The 17235-nt window shown below is 68.6% G+C and carries 6 protein-coding genes and 1 pseudogene; 5 read left to right on the top strand and 2 right to left on the bottom strand.

All coding sequences use genetic code 11. From position 1 onward, the window contains the following. Positions 1-26: 26 nt before the first annotated feature. Both FHW78_RS13160 and FHW78_RS13155 read right to left on the bottom strand, forming a co-directional pair. Positions 27-464 (bottom strand): hypothetical protein, encoded by a 438-nt coding sequence (locus FHW78_RS13160; protein ID WP_183641460.1) that lies wholly within the window; start codon positions 462-464, stop codon positions 27-29. A 6-nt stretch (positions 465-470) separates the two neighbouring features. Continuing rightward, on the bottom strand, positions 471-632 hold the full coding sequence (locus tag FHW78_RS13155; protein WP_183641458.1) for a hypothetical protein: 162 nt from the start codon (positions 630-632) through the stop codon (positions 471-473). On the opposite strand from FHW78_RS13155, the gene FHW78_RS13150 reads away from it, so the two are divergent. The 5 genes and pseudogenes from FHW78_RS13150 to FHW78_RS13130 form a co-directional block, all read left to right on the top strand. After that, a complete protein-coding gene (locus FHW78_RS13150) occupies positions 622-1290 on the top strand; it encodes a secretin and TonB N terminus short domain protein (RefSeq protein ID WP_183641455.1) in 669 nt (222 codons plus the stop codon). The two genes, FHW78_RS13155 and FHW78_RS13150, sit on opposite strands and share 11 nt — an antisense overlap. Next, positions 1287-1823 carry an RNA polymerase sigma factor gene (locus tag FHW78_RS13145; RefSeq protein WP_183641452.1) on the top strand — a complete coding sequence of 179 codons (537 nt, stop codon included), beginning with the start codon at positions 1287-1289 and terminating at the stop codon, positions 1821-1823. The genes FHW78_RS13150 and FHW78_RS13145 overlap by 4 nt, the downstream gene beginning before the upstream one ends. Beyond that, positions 1823-2863, top strand: a complete 1041-nt coding sequence (locus tag FHW78_RS13140; RefSeq protein ID WP_183641449.1) for a DUF4880 domain-containing protein — start codon at positions 1823-1825, stop codon at positions 2861-2863. The genes FHW78_RS13145 and FHW78_RS13140 overlap by 1 nt, the downstream gene beginning before the upstream one ends. A gap of 398 nt (positions 2864-3261) precedes the next feature. Further along, positions 3262-16830: a filamentous haemagglutinin family protein gene (locus tag FHW78_RS13135; RefSeq protein ID WP_183641446.1), complete on the top strand. Its 13569-nt coding sequence runs from the start codon at positions 3262-3264 to the stop codon at positions 16828-16830. 166 nt (positions 16831-16996) lie between these two features. After that, positions 16997-17235: pseudogene (locus FHW78_RS13130) on the top strand (hypothetical protein); the annotation flags it as partial.

Here is a 17235-nt window from a genome sequence, read left to right as displayed (position 1 = left end):
TCGCGTCGCTTGCCTGGCGCAATCGCTCAGCGTCCGGGAATCACCGGCTTGGGCGACGGCGGCGGTGGTCGCTGCGGCTGGGTCGACGTGCCGAAAGTGTTGCCCATCCGCTGCTGGGTGGCGGCGCGATTGGCCAGGCCTAGCTTGGTGGGCGGCTGGCGCACGATGCGCTCGGAACCGGTGAGGTTCGCATCGGGGGAGGCGGGCGGCGTGGGCGAGGTCATCAGTTGTCCCAGGCACGCGTAGTCGGGCACGCGCTCGCCATTCACTTCCACGTCGACGCAGCGGGTGTCGGCGGGCTTGGCGGATTTGGCGGGCGCCGGTGTCGATGCGGAGTCGGTCGCCGGTGGCGTGGCGGGTATCTGCGTCGCCTGCGGTTCGGCGGCCAGCGCGGAGGAAACGAGCAGCGCCGCCGCGAATGGCAACAGGCGATGCGGGGAAAGACGGGGCCGGAGCGGATTCATGGCGTGTCACCGGACTGCAACGAAGGCGGAATAGTGTGCCGTGCTCGGCGTTTCGATACTGGCGCGTTCTGCCTGCAGTTTGATGACAGCTACTTGCGGAACGACCGCTGAACCCTTCGCCGCCTGCGTGCGCGCGCCGACCGCGCGGCGAATGCCGATGCTTGCCATGCTGCTGGCCGCCGCGCTGGCATCGTTCGGCGCGGCGGCGAGGGGACCGGACGCATCGCATGACTTCAATGTGTCGGCGCAGCCGCTGGATCGCGCCTTGCAGGCCTACGGACGGATCACCGGGCTGGCGGTGCTGGTCGATGCGCGACTGCTGGCCAATCTGCATTCGGCAGAAGTGATTGGCCGCTATCGCGATGACGAGGCCCTGCGGAGGATGCTGGTGGGAACCGGATTGACCCCGCGCTTCGTCGGCGACGATGCGTTTACCCTGGTGATGTCGGGTGCCGACGCCGCGATGGACGAGCCCGCGCCGGAAACCATCGCGCCGGCGGCCACCGACAACCAGGACGCCGCCGCGCGCCGCCGTGGCGCGCGCATTCTCCAGCGCTCGCTGGAAGACGCGCTGTGCGGCGACGAATCGACCCGGCCCGGCGGCTATCGCGCCGCGATCCGGTTCCGGCTCGATGCGAGCGGCCGCATCCGGCAAGCGGAAATCAGCGAATCCAGTGGCGATGTCCTTCGCGACGCCGCGATCCTGGCACGCCTGGCGGATCTTACGTTGATCGGCCTGCCGCCGGATCTGCCGCAACCGATCACCCTGACCCTGTTGCCGGAAACCGGCCAGTCCACGCCGCCATGCCGGGGGCGGGAACGATGAGTGCCGGTCTGCGGGTACTGTTGCTGGATCACTACGAGGAATTCCGTCGGCGGTTGCGTCGGCGGCTGGGTTCGGACGATCTGGCGCTGGATGCCCTGCAGGAAACCTGGCTGCGGGTGGAACGGATGCGCGAGGCCGCGCAGCCGGAACGCAATCCCATGGCCTACCTGTTCCGGATGGCGATCAACGCCGCCGCCGATCAGCGCGTGGCGCAGTCGCGGATCCTGACCGGGTTGGAAATCGACGCCTTGATGGACGAAGTGATCGACGAGCAGGATCCGGCGATCGTCGCGCTGGGCCAGGCCGATATCGCCGCGCTGGCGGAAGCCTTGCAGGAGTTGCCGCGCCGCCAGCGGGCGATCCTGCTGGCAGCGCGGGTGGAACAGGAACCGCTCGACGCCATCGCCGCCCGCCACGGCATTTCCCTGCGCATGGTCGGCAAGGATCTGAAGAAGGCGTTGCAGCACTGCGCGGACCGGCTGGACCGCCGGGTCGTGCAGCGGTTCGGTCCCGGCGCGGGAAAACAGTCGTGATGAATATGAAACCGGTCGAATCCGCTTCCCGGGAATGCGAACTGCGCGAACAGGCGCAGGCGTGGCTGCTGCGCCTCCAGTCCGGCCAGGCCACGGCCGCCGACGCCGATGCGTTCCGCCAATGGTGCAAGGCCGAGCCGGCGCACGTGCGTGCGTTCACCGAGGCGCGCCGGCTATGGAACGCGCTGGCGCCGGCCGCGGCATTGGCGGCCACCACCGCCATGACGGTGCCCGCGGCAGTCGAAGCGAACAGCGCGGGCGTCGCGGCATTGCCGCCTGCCGGCACGCATCGCGATGGCCGGCGTCCGCGCGCGATGCGGATGGGCCGGCGTGCGTTCCTGGGCGGCGCGGTGGCGGCCACGGCGGGCTGGTTGATCGCGCGTCCGCCGCTTGGCCTGTGGCCGGGCTGGGAGGAAGCCGCCGCCGACTATCGCACCGCCGTGGGCGAATTGCGTGACATCGACATGGCCGGAGTGAAGGTGGCGATGGGCGCGCGCACCGCGCTCAGCCGCGAAGGCGGCGCCGGCAACGAACTGCTGGAACTGGTCCAGGGCGAAGCACAATTCCGCACGCCCGAATCACCGGCCTCGCCGCTGCGCGTGCGGGTTGGCGATGGCCTGGTCACGCTGGCGCCGGGATCGCGCGTCAACCTGCGTTGTGTCGCCGAGGATCGTCGAATCACCTGCCTGTCCGGACAGGCGCGGGTGGAGCAGGGCGGACGCGCAGTGGTGCTGGGTCCCTCGTGGCAGGCGCGGCTGGCGGAACGCCGGATCGCGTCGGTGGCGCCGGTGGACACGTTGCGGGTGGACGCATGGCGGCATGGTTTCCTAGTGTTCGACAACGAACCGCTGGCGCGGGTGGTCGACGAGATCAACCGCTACCGGCCGGGCCGAATCCTCATCACCCGCGCCGAACTGGGCCGGCGCACCGTGCAGGCGCGCATTCCGATCCGGCAGGCCGACACCTTCCTCGATCTGGTCAAGGACGTCTACGGCGCGCGGGTGGTGCAGATGCCTGCTGGCGTGACCCTGTTGGGCTGAACGCATGGCCGGGCGACGGTGATGCCGCGCCTTTCTAATTCCGCGCTCGAATCCACGAATGCGCCTGCATCGAGGGCGTGGCGCGCTCGCGTGCACGCCGATTCGCTCGTCCGCACGGGCCCATTCGAAGCCATGCATCTTTCGCGGACGATCATCGTGCGCGTCTACCCAATGCAGTCATTAGCAGGTGTAGATGACAGAAACATGAAATTCATCCGGCGAGTTGCCGCCCATTTTCGCGTGCATGAATTTTTTGTTTCAGCAGTTCAGTCGTCACCGGCCCCGTCGGTCTTACCCATCGTAACGAGCACAACCCATTCCAACGCGATGATCCGGAGACGGACGCGGGAAGGCGGGAAGTGCATCCAGCGAACGACATTCCACGGGTGGAAACAATGGTGAATCAGCCGCAGCGCACGCGCACTCCTTCCACGGTCGATGGCTTGGGCATCAAGCCGCTGGCGCACGCGATCACCGCGTTGCTGGTCGCCGGCGGCATGATCGGAACCGCCAGTGCGCAGCAGGCGTTCAGCGCGGCCTGGTTCGCCAACAAGGGGGCCAACCAGCAGTCGGCGGCCCAGTCCGGGCGCCTTCCCAACGGGCAGCCGAGCAACCTGCCGCGGCCGGAACAACAGAACCGCGAGGCGCGCGACAAGCTCAAGACCTCGATCGAGAACCTGGCCACCGCCGCGCAGGCCATCGCCATGCAGCAGCGGCTGCAGCAGGCGGCGCGCGACGCCGCCAGCCTGCGCGCGCCCACCGTTCCCGACGGTCTGGGCGAGGGGGGGCTGAAGGTTGATCAGGACGCGCTGACCCGCGGCTGGCACAACGCCAAGGATCCGACCCAGCAGGTGGCGGACGGCAAGACCACCGTCACCATCGAGCAGACCGCCGATAAGGCCATCCTCAACTGGGAGACCTTCAACGTCGGCCGCAACACCACTGTCGATTTCAAGCAGGATGCGGCGTGGTCGGTGCTCAACCGGATCAACGATCCAAGTGCGCGGCCGTCGCAGATCCAGGGCCAGATCAAGGCCGATGGCACGGTGTTCCTGATCAACCGCAATGGCGTGGTGTTCAACGGCACCAGCCAGGTGAACGTCAAGAACCTGGCCGCGTCCGCGGTCGGCATGACCGATGCGCAGTTCCGCAGCGGGCTGTACAGCCAGGCGCAGGGCAAGGACTTCATTCCCACCTTCGCCAACGATCTGACCTCCACCGCCAGCAGTTTCCAGCATGGTGCGGCAACCGGTGCCGTCACCGTGGAGCAAGGTGCGCGGATCAGCACGCATGTGCCCACTTCGGTGACCGAAGGCGGCGGCTACGTGCTGCTGGTGGGCCAGCAGGTGCAAAACCATGGGCAGATCGCCACCGCCAACGGCCAGACCACGCTGGCCGCGGGCGACGCGTTCGTCATCCGCAAGGGCATGGACACCGATGGCAACCAGGCCTCGACCACGCGCGGCAATCTGGTCTCGACCCTGCGCCTGCCGGCAACTTCCGGCACCGGCACCGAGGGCAGTGCGCCAGCGACCGGCATGGTCACCAACACCGGTCTGATCCAGGCCACCACCGGCGACATCAGCCTGGTCGGCCACGAAGTCCGCCAGCAGGGCGCGGTGATCGCGACCACTTCCGTGCACACCCGCGGCACGGTCCATTTGACCAGCGATGCCACCGACGCAGACAGCCGCATCGTCCTGGACAAGGACAGCACCACCGCGGTGGTGCTGGACGAAAGCGCGACCACCGCCCTGGACGTGCAGCGCGAAACCCTCGTGCGGGACACCGACAAGCCGGACGGCAATGCCACCCACCGACGCGACCAGTCGCTGATCCGGATCAGTTCCGGTGGCGACGTCGATTTCCAGGGCCAGTCGCTGACCCTGGCCACCGGTGGCCAGGTGCTGGTGGACGCGGCGGGCCGGTCGACCGTCGCCGATGGCGCGCGCATCGACGTGTCCGGCGCGGTCGGCGTGCGCATCGCGATGGAAGCCAACAATGTCCTGATCAACGTACAGGGCAACGAGCAGCGCGACGCGTCCGGCAACCGCGACGACAAGAGCCTCAACAACAGCAACATCTGGCTGGATCGGCGCGATCTGGTGCTGGTGCCGGCCGGCACCAACGGCTACGAAACCGATCGCTGGTACACCGCCGGCGGCCTGCTGGAAGTCGGCGGCTACCTGGGCGTCACCGGCCACGGCATCGGTGAATGGTCGGCGCAGGGTGGCACCGTGCAATTCAGCGGCGGCGAGATGGTGACCCGCCAGGGTTCGCACATCAACCTGTCCGGCGGCACCCTGGACGTGCAGACCGGCTGGGTCAACCAGACCTTCCTCAAGGGCGCCGACGGCAAGCTCTACAACGCGTCGAACGCGCCGGGTGATCTTCTCTACACCGGCCTGTACAAGGGCTTCGAGGATCTGCACGAACGCTGGGGTTCGCAGACCACGTCCTACTACTACAACCCGCTGATCGCACCGCGGACGCGCCTGGAAGGCGGCTACGTGGTGGGACGCGACGCCGGCAAGCTGGTGGTCGCGACCCGGGGCGCGGTACTCGAAGGCGACGTCGAAGGCACCACCTTCCAGGGCGATCGCCAGCAGCGGGCGCGTGATGCGACGCTGGATGGTTACCAGCAGGCGCAGACCGCCGCCGCACGCGGCGCCAGCCTGATCATCGGCAGCCATCGCCCGGTGTACGACAAGGACACCGGCGATCTGCGCTATTCGCCCGACGCGGTGGTCAGCGCGGTGACGATCGGCGAAGCGGCATCGGGCGCCGAACCGGAGGCGGGCCGGATCGCGCTGGACGCGGACTGGTTGAACCGTCAGGGATTGGGGGGGCTGGAGGTCTATGCGCGCGGTGGCGTGCGCGTGGACGAAGCCCTGACCGTATCGCCCGGCGGCGAAATCGCGCTGCACGCCAGCCAGGTGGACGTCAATGCGGACCTGACCGCACGCAGCGGCAGCATCCGCCTGGGCAACATGGTCGTCCGCCACATCAGCGCCGAGGGCGGCAGCTGGCAGGAAACCGCGATCAGCGAAGTCACGCCGCCCGGTTATGCGCGCCAGACGAACCTGGCCGACGGAGTCACCCTGGACGCACGCGGCCTGTGGAACAACCGCCAGCACGATCCTCTCGCCATCGGCGGCCTGCCGTACGTGGATGGCGGCAGCGTGTCGTTGCGCAGCGACGGCAACGTGGTGCTGGGCAAGGACAGCCTGATCGACGTTTCGTCCGGCGCCACCCTGGGCGCGGACGACCGCCTGCATGGCGGTCGCGGCGGCAACGTGAGCCTGGCGGCCGGCCTGACCGGCGGCGCCGGCGTGTTGTCGCTCGACGGCAGCTTACGGGGCCATGGCGTCAAGGGCGGCGGTCGGCTCGACATCGAGCATGGCACCCTGGTCAGCATCGGTGACGGCGTCCCGCAGATCATCGAGCAGTTGGAGGCCGGTGAAACCAGCGATCTGCCGCTGCGCCTGGCAAACGACTACGTGATCCCGGCCGGGCAGCCGATTCCGATGGACTTCTCGGTCGTCATGACCCGCGTGCTGGGCGACCAGCCGGTGCCGGTGCGCACCCGCCCGCTGATCAGCGAAGCCAATCCGGTGACGTTGCAGGCCGAGTGGCGCTTGCCGACCGCGGTGCTGCTCGCCAATGGCACCTACCAGTACGCCGGCACCGTGCTGCCCGCCGGCACCGTGCTGCACGCCATCACCGAACTGGAAGCGGGCTACGTGGTGCCGCGCGACGTGTTCCCGGATGGCTTGCCGATCACCGCGTATACGGCGACGTACCAGGGCGGCAGCATCGCCGCCACCGACATCGTGGTGCCGCGCGGCCAGCGCATTCCGCCCGGCACCGCCTGGCCCGAGACCGTCGAAGTGCAGTCCTTCCTGGCATTGGACGGGGCGCTGTTCCAGTCCGGTTTTGGTGCCTATGCGATCCATGGTCGCGACGGTGTTTTGGTGCAGCCGGGCACCGAACTGTCGGTGCTGATGCCGCTGCTTGACTACGACCGCGACACCGCGCGCCGGATCGCGAGCGGCGCGGACCCCTCGGAAGCGCTGTCGGTATGGCTGCCGCCGACGCAGGCCGACGATCCCGACCAGGGCCGGACCACGCTGCGCCGGGGCGCGAGCCTGTCGCTCACGGCCGGTTCGATCTACGCCAATGGCGTGCTGGAGATGGGCAAGGACAGCCGCATCGAGGTGGATCCGGGGCAATCGATCACCTTGACCGGCAACGACCAGATCACCATCGAGGGCGAACTGCGGGCGCATGGCGGGCGCATTTCCATCCTGCCCGGCGCGTGGGGGCAGGGCCTCGACAGGAACCGGCCGAACGGGAAGCCGAACGGACGCTCGATCTGGATCGGCGACGACGCGGTCCTGGATGTGTCCGGACGCGCCTACACCGGCGTCGACGCGAACGGGCGCCGCTTCGGCCAGGTGCTCGACGGCGGCACCATCGAAATCGGCGCGCGCCATGACCTGGAGGCGCGCGAATTCAACGCTGTGGACGCGTTCCTGGTGGTGCGTCGCGGCGCGCGACTGGAGGCGTCCGGTGCCCAGGCGACGCTGGATCTGCCCGGCCTCGGCGGCACACTGATTCCCAGTCATGGCGGCGTGATCGCGCTGAGCGCGAGCAATGGCCTGTATATCGACGGCCAACTGCGCGCGGCCGCGGGCGGTGCCGGTGCGGCCGGCGGTACTCTCGCACTGAATCTGGAAACCCCGCTTTACCGCGAAGTGGGGCGCTGGGATTACCTGGGGGATGACGTCGACGACGCCGTGCGCGTGCCGCGCGAGCTGCTGCTGGAGCAGAACTACGGCGGCAGCGGACTGGCCGACGACGCCGAAGTCGGGCAGATGCACGAGAGTCTGGTCTATGGCCGGGCCCGCTATGGCGTGGACGCGATCCACGCGGGCGGATTCGACACCACCGCGCTGCACGTCAACGGCTTGCTGAGCTTCGCCGGCGACATTGACCTGCGCATGCGGCAAGCCCTGTATCTCACTGCCAGCGGCATCGGACTGGGTGCCGATGCCGCCCGCGACAGCCGGGTGACCCTCGCCGCGCCGTACCTGCGACTGTCCGGCTCCACGCGCCGCCAGGGCGATGGCGAGATGATGCCGAATCCAGTGTTCGGTTCGCGCAACATCAGCGCCGGCAATGGCACCCTGGGCGTGCCCGGCATCGCCGAAGGCTCCGCGCTGCGCCTGGATGCGGATCTGATCGACATCGTCGGCGAAGTCGGCATGGGCGCCAATGGCGCGATCATCCACAACAGCGGCACGCCGCTGGAAGTCCGGCGCGACGCGTTCGAGGCGCTGCAACTGCACAGCCGCGGCGACCTGCGCCTGCGCGGCGCCAAGCTGTTCTCGCCCGGCGACACCTTGCTGGAAGCCCGCCAGATCTACGGCAATGGCAACGTCGTCGTCGGCCTGCGCAGCCGTGTCAACCAGTGGAACAATCTGGAGCAGTACTACGACCCGGACAGTCGTCTCGACATCGCCCGGGTCGGCAGCGAACTGCCGCCAATGCCTTACAGCGTGTTCGGCGCCATGAGCTTCGCCGCCGCCACCGTCAACCAGGGCGGCGTGCTGCGGGCACCGCTGGGCAGCATTACGCTCGGCAGTGCGGACAGCAACGGCAAGACAGGTCTGGTCAACCTGTTGCCAGGCAGCGTCACCTCGGTCAGCGCACGCGGCCTGATCATGCCCTACGGCGGCACCGTCGATGGATTGGTCTATCAGTACGAAGGCACCGACGTCGAATTCCGCGGACTCGGCAACGAGCCGAAGGTCGAGTTCCAGAGCCATGCGGTGAACGCACAGGCCGGGGCAACGGTGGATCTGTCCGGTGGCGGTGAACTTGCCGGTGCCGCATTCCTGTCCGGCCGTGGCGGCTCCACCGACGCGCGCCTGCATCCGTTGGTGCAGATGGCCGCCGATGGCAGCGGTTTCACCTTGCCGGGCCTGTCGACCAATCCGGTCTATGCGATCGTCCCGGGCGTGCAGGCGGGACAGGCCCCGGTGGGAGGAGAGCAGGGCGCCGGTGCGCCGGCGCTGGGTCGCCAGATCACCATCGGTGCCGGCGTGCCTGGCCTGCCGCCGGGCACCTACACGCTGCTGCCTTCGACCTATGCGTTGCTGCCGGGCGCTTTCCGTGTCGAGATCAACGGCTTGGCCAATTCCGCGGCCTCGTTCGGCAGCACCACCGCGATGCGCAACGGCTCCTGGAGCGCGGCGGCGCAGCTGGGAACCGCCAATACCGGCCTGCGCGACGTGCTGCCGACCCAGGTCATCCTGACCTCGGCCGACACCCTGCGCAGCTATTCGCAATACAACGAGACCAGCTACGCGCAATTCGCCATCGACAGCGCCGCGCGCGACGGAGTCCCGCGTGCGCTGCTGGAGCGCGATGCCAAGGCCATCAGCCTGCGCCTGATCGAACGAAGCGAGGAAGGTTCGCGCGGCGAACCCTCGCTGCGCTTTGACGCCACCGTGCTGGCAAAGCCCGAGCAGGGCGGGCACGGCAGCCTGACCAATCTCTGGTACGCGCGGAACTATGAAATCCTGGCCGACGGCGCCGCGCCCACCGAGGGCTTCACCGGCGTTTCGATCCATGCCAGCGAACTCAACGCCCTCGGTGGCGCGCGCCTGGTCATTGGCGGACGCCTGACCAGCACGCAGCGGGATCACACCGGCAGCCAGCAGCGGGCCAACCAGATCGGCATCTTCGGCAACTCGACGGCAAACATCGTGCTGCGCGAGGGCGCGGTGCTGGAGGGCACCGACGTCTTCCTGATCAGCAGCCGGGTGGACGGCGCGATCACGCTGGAGCAGGGCGCCGGCATCAATACGCTCGGCAAGGGAGCTTCGACGCTGGGAGCCGAACAGGGCTACGTGTATACCCCCGGCCAGAACTCCGTGCTGGCGGTTTCCAATGGTGCGCTCGACCTGCTGGCACCGGACGCGCCCAATTCGGACGGCGGCGGCGCCGGCGCGATCGAGATTGGCGTGTGCGCGGCGGGGGGAAGCTGCGCGGGTGAAACCCGGCTCTATTCCGAAGGCACGATCGCCACCGCGACCGACAACCGCTTCGTGCTGGGCGACGAGGTGCGCTACGGGACCCGCAACCTGGTGCTGGCGGTGGGCGGCATCAATGTGGGCAGCCAGGCCGCGCTGGCCGACGCCGCGGCGCGCGGCGCGCTGCCCGCCGGCATGACCCTCAACCAGCAGGTCCTGGACCGGTTGCTGCTCGGCGATACCCGCAATGGCGCGCCCGCGTTGCAGAACCTTGCGCTGACGGTGCGCGAATCGATCAACTTCTACGGGTCGGTCAGCCTGTCCACCTTCAATCCGGTCACCGGCAAGTCCGCGCTGGAGCAACTGGTCCTCGGTGCACCGGCGATCTACGGCTACGGCGATGCCGGCGACGTGGCGCGCATCCATACCGACACCCTGGTCTGGACCGGATCGCGGCTGGCGGGTGGCAACGTGGTCGCGCAGGGCCCCGGCACTGGCAGCGGGCAGCTGACGGTCGATGCGCGGGTGATCGACTTCGGCCATGCGACCAAGAGCCAGCCGGATACGGTGCGCAGCTACGACCGGATGACGCTTGGCTTCGCCGGCGTGAACCTCAACGCGAGTGAACGGGTCACCGCCTCGCACAAGGGGACGCTGTCGGTGTACCAGTCGCAGGGCGCGTGGGATCCGGCCGCCAAGGCGTTCACCTATCACGGCGGTGATCTCAACATCAGCACGCCGCTGTTGACCGGCGCGGCGGGTTCGGTCAACCGGATCACCGCCGGTGGCGATGTGCGCGTGACCGGAACTGGTGGCGTGGCGCCGGCAGTGGCCAGCGATGCGCTCGGCGCCGAGATCGCGCTGGACAGCCGCGGCGGCCGGCTGCTGTTCGACGGACTGGCGTGGCTGCCGAGCGGCAAGCTCACCCTGAGCGCGCAGGACGACGTGGTGCTGGGGGATGCCGCACGGCTTGATCTGGCCGGACGCAAGCTCGAATTCTTCGATGTCAGCAAGTACAGCTGGGGCGGCGACGTGGTGCTGGAAAGCCGCACCGGTGACGTCCGCCAGTCCGCGGGTGCGCAGATCGATCTGTCGGCGCGCTTCAATCGCGCCGGCAAGCTGGGCGCGTTCGCCCAGGCCGGCACGGTGGACCTGGCCGGTCGCATCCTCGGCGCCAGCAGCGGCCACTACGACGCCGGTGGCACCGAGGTGCCGTTCATGGCCGGTCGCATCGACGTGCATGGCCTGCACATCGCAGATTTCGGCGGGCTCAACGCGCGGCTGACCGCCGATGGCGTCACCGGTGCGCGCAGCTTCCGGCTGGGCGAGGGTGATCTGGTCGTGGGCAACGAGATCAAGGCCCATGAAGTCAATGTCTCGCTCGACAAAGGGCATCTCACGGTCGATGGCGTCATCGATGCCAGCGGCGAACAGGCGGGCAGCATCCGCCTGGCCGCGCGCGATGGCGTCACCCTGACCGGCGGCGCGGTGCTGGATGCCAGTGCCGACGTGCTGCGCCGGGACAGCTACGGTCAGGTCATCGAGGCGCCCAACCGCGCGGTCATCGAGGTGGATTCCGGTGCCGGCCTGTTGCGGATCGACAGCGGCGCACGTATGGATCTGCGGGTGGCAGGTGCCGATCGTGGCTATGGCACGGTGGCGCTCAACGCGCCGCGCATCGGCGGCGACGATGTCGCCATCGATGCCCGCGGCGACATCGCCATCGAAGGCGCCAAGACCATCACCGTCAACGCTTTCACCAGTGACGACAGCGCCCGGCCCGGCGTGGATGCCACCACCGACGGCGGCAGCTACCAGATCATCGACCAGGACTATCTGGACCGCCTGCACGGGCAGAACACGGCATTCATCACCGCCGCCCTCGGCAACGCGGATCTGATGGAGCATCGCCTGGCCGGCCTGCGTGGCTATCGCGATCAGTTCCATCTGCGCCCGGGCGTGCAGATCGTCAGCAGCACGGATCCGGCCATCAATCCGGATGGCAACCTGCACGTGGATGGCGATCTGGATCTGTCCGGCTACCGCTACGCCAGCGTCAATCCGCATTCGCAGCAGACCGCCACGCGCGGTTCCGGCGAAGCCGGCGCGCTGGTGATCCGCGCGCGCGGCGATCTGGAAGTGTTCGGCAGCATCAGCGACGGCTTCGACGGCTCGCGCCTGAGCCCCGGCTTCGACGATCAGGGCTGGATCCTGACCAAGGGGCGGCAGCCGCACGGCGCCGACGTGGTCGTGCCGCATGGCGGCAAGGTCACGCTGGTGGCCGGTACTGTGTTCCCCTCCGGCAAAGTGCTCAATTACGACGTGCGCATCGTCGGCATGGAAGTGGCCGCGGGCACCCAACTGCCAGCGGAAGCGACGCTGGCGCAGCCGTTGACGCTGGCGCGCGGCACCGTGCTGGGCGGCCCCGTGTTCGATGCCGGCGGCACTCTGCTGTACGCGGCGGGCACGGTGCTGGCCGACACGGTCACGTTGCCGGCCAATACCCACCTCGGCGCGGGCCTGCGACTGCCGACGGCGGCGCGACTGGGCGAAATGATCTGGCCGGCCGGTATCGCGCTGCCGGCGCCTTCGCGCGGTTCCGGCGTGGCACTGGCCGCCGATCTGGCGCTGGCCAAGGGGGCTTTCATCCCCAGCGAGACCGAAGTCAAGTTGCCGGGTGACGTGCAAACCGTCGACCTGCGCGACAAGGACGCGGATGGCCATCAGGGACTCCAATGGGCACTGGCGCCGATGCTCGCGGCCGGATCGCAGTCCTGGGACATCACCCTGGTGGGTGGCGCCGATCCGGATGCGGCGGACCGCCTGGCGGTCGCGCGTGAGCGAACCGGCGGTCTGCGTCTGTCCGACAACCATTACGGCATGGGCATGCAGCAGTTGCCGGTACCGGGTACGGGTTCTCCGGCGGTGTATCGCTGGGGCGATGCGCCCCACCAGGAATTCGTCGACCTGCTGTCGATGTTCGGTTACTCGTTCCCGATCATCGCCGGCGCGGTGATTACGCCCGCGGAAGTCGAGGAACTTCAGCTGCTGGGCATCATCGGTGTCGACGCGGGCGAGCTGAACCTCTGGGGTTATGGCGATCTCTCCGCGCTGGTCACGCCTGCCACGCCGCCGGACATGGATTACTACACGTTGCCGGTGCGCGAGCAACTGGCCAGTGTGGTGCGCACCGGCACCGGTGATCTGAAGCTGGTGTCCGGCGACGACATCCTGACCACGTCGCTGTACGGCGTCTACACCGCCGGCACGCCGTCGGCGCGCATCACCGCGGCCGATGGCAGCGAGCCGTTCAACCTGCCGCGGGGCGCGGTCGTGGATGGGACCATCCTGGGGCCAAGTGGCGGCGACCTGTTCGAACATCTGGTCGACGGCGGCAGCCAGAGTCTGTACCAGGCGTGGTTCCCGGAGGCCGGTGGCAACCTGCTGCTGCGCGCACGCGGGGACATCATGGGCGACAGCGTCGGCAAAACAACGGCCGTGATTCGCCCGGATGCGCTCGGTTACCGGAATGGCCCGCTCACCGGCAGCGCATCGATCGGCAACTGGCTGTGGCGGCAGGGCAGCGGCAGCGTCGGCGATGCCGGCGGCAACGTGGCCACGGCATGGTGGATCAACTTCGGCACCTACATCGCGTCGAACCGGGATAACGGCATGTCCGGATTCGAAGGCATGCCACGAATGATGGCGTTCACCGGTTTCGGCACGCTGGGAGGCGGCAACCTGCTGCTGGAAACCGGCGGTGACGCCGGCATGCTTCAGGGACGCGGCGACAAGGGCTACGTGATCGCCCGCAGCCAGGGCGTGAACCTGGCGGTGGCCAGCACCGGTCGGGTGACCGCGTCCGGTGAACTGGTACAGACCGGCGGTGGCGATCTGGATATCCGCATCGGCGGGGGCCTGAACCCTGATCCGTACGAGCGCAGCTTCCCCGTCGGCAACCTGGTTCCGGAAGCCAATACCTTCCCGGCCAACAACGTCCACCGCCTGGACCTCAACGGCAGCTTCACCAACCTGCGCGGCGCGCTGCGCATGGAAGCCGGAGCGGTCGGCGGCGTCGAACTTCGCCATGGCGGCATGGATCCCAAGGAGTCGCGCGCCAACGACGTGTACACCGCGACGGCGGCGACCTCCGGTGGCGGTCCGTTGCTGGTGCTGGGCGACGCCACCGCGCGCATCGATACGCGCGGCGATCTGGTCCTGACCGGCGCCGCCGACGGTGGCCGGGTGCCGCAGTTCCACGGCGGATCCCCGTACCGGATCAACGACACGCTGCACGATGGTGGCGGCTGGAACTGGTTCTCGCTGTGGACACCTTCCACCGCGGTCGACCTGTTCGCCGCCGGCGGCAACCTGACCCCGACCCTGGGTGAACTGGATCGCGGCAGCTTCAGTGACTTCCAGGCCACCGACGGCAATTTCATCTATCCCTCGACCGTGCGTGCGGTCGCCGCCAGCGGCAGTCTGTTCTATGGCATCAACGGCCTCGCCAACGGCGTGGTCCTGGCGCCTTCGCCGGTGGACGGGCGTTTCGTGGTCGAAAGCGCCGGCCAGCTCGAATTGCTGGCGCGCGATTCCATCTACGCGGGCGGCAATGGCTTCTCGGTGTCGGGTGCGGATCCGACCCGCTTGCCCAGCCCCTTCAATCCCGGTTTCGTCGGCTTTGATGACAACGTCTGGTACGGGCGTCGCGTCTGGCACAACGTCAGTCCCGATGCGCTGGCACCGTCGGCACTGTTCGCCTTCGGTCACGACGGGCCGCTCGGTACTTCGCAGGCCTATCCGCTGTTCTCGTTCACGCCGCCCACCGCGTCGGGCCATGTGTACGCGGGTCGCCAGCCCGCGCGTTACTACGCGGTGGAAGGGGATCTGGTGGGGCTGCAGCTTGGCGGCATCGTCTATCGTGGCCTGCATACCGGGGAGCGCGGCAACTATCCGTCCTGGTACGACGGCGGTGGCGCGGTCGCGGTCCGCGCCGGCCGCGACATCGTCAACGCGGGCACCCAGTTGGGCCAGTTCGATACGCTTGGCCAGAACTACGGGCAGGAGACGGGCGCGCTCGGCTGGTTCGGTGTCCCGACGACCCTCGACCTTTCCGCGCCACACAAGCCGAATTACGTCGGCACCGGCACCTCGCGCGGCAATCTGATCGTGCACACCAGCGCCGACGACGTGTCGGTGGTCGAGGCGGGACGGGACATCCGCTTCAGCTCCTTCTACATCGCCGGCCCCGGCGAATTGGAACTCACCGCCGGCCGCGACGTGTACATGGCCGACAAGGCCGAATTGCGCAGCATCGGGCCGGTCTACAACGTTACTCCGGGTGATCGGGGCAGCGGCGCCGGCATCACCGTCATGGCCGGGGTAGGCGAGCACGGTGCGGACTGGGCGGCCTTCGCGGCGCGCTACCTGGACCCGGCGAACCAGGCCGATCCGGAACGCCCGCTGGGCGATCAGTCCGGCAAGGCGGTGCGCATCTACGACGGCAGCCTGACCCTGGCGCAGTGGCTGGCGCGCGAGTTCGGCTACACCGGAGACGAGGCCGGCGCGACAACATTCATGCTCGAAAAGCAGGCCGAGCTGGATCAGGTCCGCAACACCGCGCTGGCAGCAGGCAAGAGCGCAAGCAACCGCAACCTGACGCGCGAGTTCCAGCGCGAGAGCGATCTGCACCTGGTCAACTGGCTCACCGCGCGTTTCGGCGGCGCCAACGGCCTGGGCCTGCACTTCGACGCCGCCGGCATGGACGCGCGCGCCTTCTTCGCCGCGTTGCCGCCGGAGCAGCAACGCGTGTTCCTGCGCAATGCCTATTACAACGAACTGAAGACGGCCGGTCGCGAGTACAACCAGGACGGCGGCCCGCGCGAAGGCAGCTACCTGCGCGGACGCGAGGCGATCGCCACGCTGCTGCCGGCGAAGGACAGTGCCGGCAACGCCATCCGTTACGAGGGTGGCCTGACGATGTTCAGCAGCGCCTTGTACTACGAGACCTTCGGCGAGACGCCCTCCGCACGCCCCCGGCCGGGCCAGAGCTACATCCGCGAGGACGAATGGTTCGCGCGCGGCCGTCCCGGCAGCGTGCCGTTCTACAAGGTCCTCGATGCCGGCATCCATACCGACTTCGGCGGCGACATCAACCTGCTGGTGCCCGGCGGCCGCACGCTGGTCGGCGTGGATGGCGGATTCACCCCGGCGGAAGGTTCCGGCGTGCTGACCCAGGGCGATGGCGACATCAACATGTACTCGCAGGGCAGCATCCTGCTGGGCCAGAGTCGCATCTTCACCACCTTCGGCGGCAACATCCTGGCGTGGTCGGCGGAGGGCGACATCAACGCCGGCCGCGGCAGCAAGACCACCATCGTGTACACGCCGCAGCGTCGCGCCTATGACGCCATCGGCAATGTTTCGCTGTCGCCCACCACGCCGAACACCGGCGCGGGCATCGCCACGCTCAATCCGATCGCGGAAGTGCCGCCCGGCGACGTGGATCTGATCGCGCCGCTGGGCACCATCGACGCGGGCGAGGCGGGCATCCGCGTTTCCGGCAACGTCAACCTGGCCGCGCTGCGGGTGGTCAACGCCGAGAACATCCAGGTGCAGGGCGAGGCCAAGGGTATCCCGGTGGTTGCGGCGGTGAACGTCAGCGCGCTGTCCAACGCCAGTTCTGCCGCCACCAGCGCGGTGCAGGCGGCGCAGGACGTGGTCAAGCGGCAGAACGCGCGGAATCGTCCGTCGGTGATCAGCGTGCAGGTGCTCGGCTTCGGCGCCGACGCCAGCGGCGCCGCGCCGCGCGGTGGCGAAGGCGAGGACTACGACGCCAACAGCGTGGTGCAGGTGAGCATGGGCGATCCCGCGGTGGAACCGCGCAAGCGCCCGGCACCGTCAAACCCGCGTCAAGGACGGCATTGAGAATGAAACGACGCCCGATGGGGACCGGATTCGTCCGCACGCTCCGCAATCCGGCAATCCCGCTGCCGCTGGTCTCGATGACGCCACCGCCCATGCAGCGGCGTCATCGGATGAAGGTCGCTGCCGATTCGCTTTCGCCCTTCCTTACGCATTGAGAACCCGACCGATGTTCCCAGACAAGAAGGCGCCGAGGCTGGCGCCGTTGACCCTGTGCCTGCTGGCCGCCAGCACATCCGCGGTCGCGCAGGATCCGACGCCGTCCGCTGTACCCACCGCGTCAGAGGCACCGGCGTCGTCGAGCGCGCCGCCGCAGCGGGTGAGCATCCAGGAGTACCGGGTGCGCGGCAACAGCGTGCTGGCGGCGCGGGAGATTGAGCAGGCGGTGATGCCGTACCTGGGCCCGGG

It is taken from the genome of Pseudoxanthomonas sp. OG2 (assembly GCF_014192765.1).
Classification (GTDB): Bacteria; Pseudomonadota; Gammaproteobacteria; order Xanthomonadales; family Xanthomonadaceae; genus Pseudoxanthomonas_A; species Pseudoxanthomonas_A beigongshangi.
Note: the sequence above shows the minus strand (reverse complement) of the source record. Positions and strands in the feature narration are given on the sequence as shown.

Bases quoted from the DNA above. Each gene is read 5' to 3' on its own strand.
- FHW78_RS13145 (WP_183641452.1), top strand. From the start codon at position 1,287: ATGAGTGCCGGTCTGCGGGTACTGTTGCTGGATCACTACGAGGAATTC.
- FHW78_RS13150 (WP_183641455.1), top strand. From the start codon at position 622: ATGCTTGCCATGCTGCTGGCCGCCGCGCTGGCATCGTTCGGCGCGGCG.
- FHW78_RS13160 (WP_183641460.1), bottom strand. From the start codon at position 464: ATGAATCCGCTCCGGCCCCGTCTTTCCCCGCATCGCCTGTTGCCATTC.
- FHW78_RS13155 (WP_183641458.1), bottom strand. From the start codon at position 632: ATGGCAAGCATCGGCATTCGCCGCGCGGTCGGCGCGCGCACGCAGGCG.
- FHW78_RS13140 (WP_183641449.1), top strand. From the start codon at position 1,823: ATGAATATGAAACCGGTCGAATCCGCTTCCCGGGAATGCGAACTGCGC.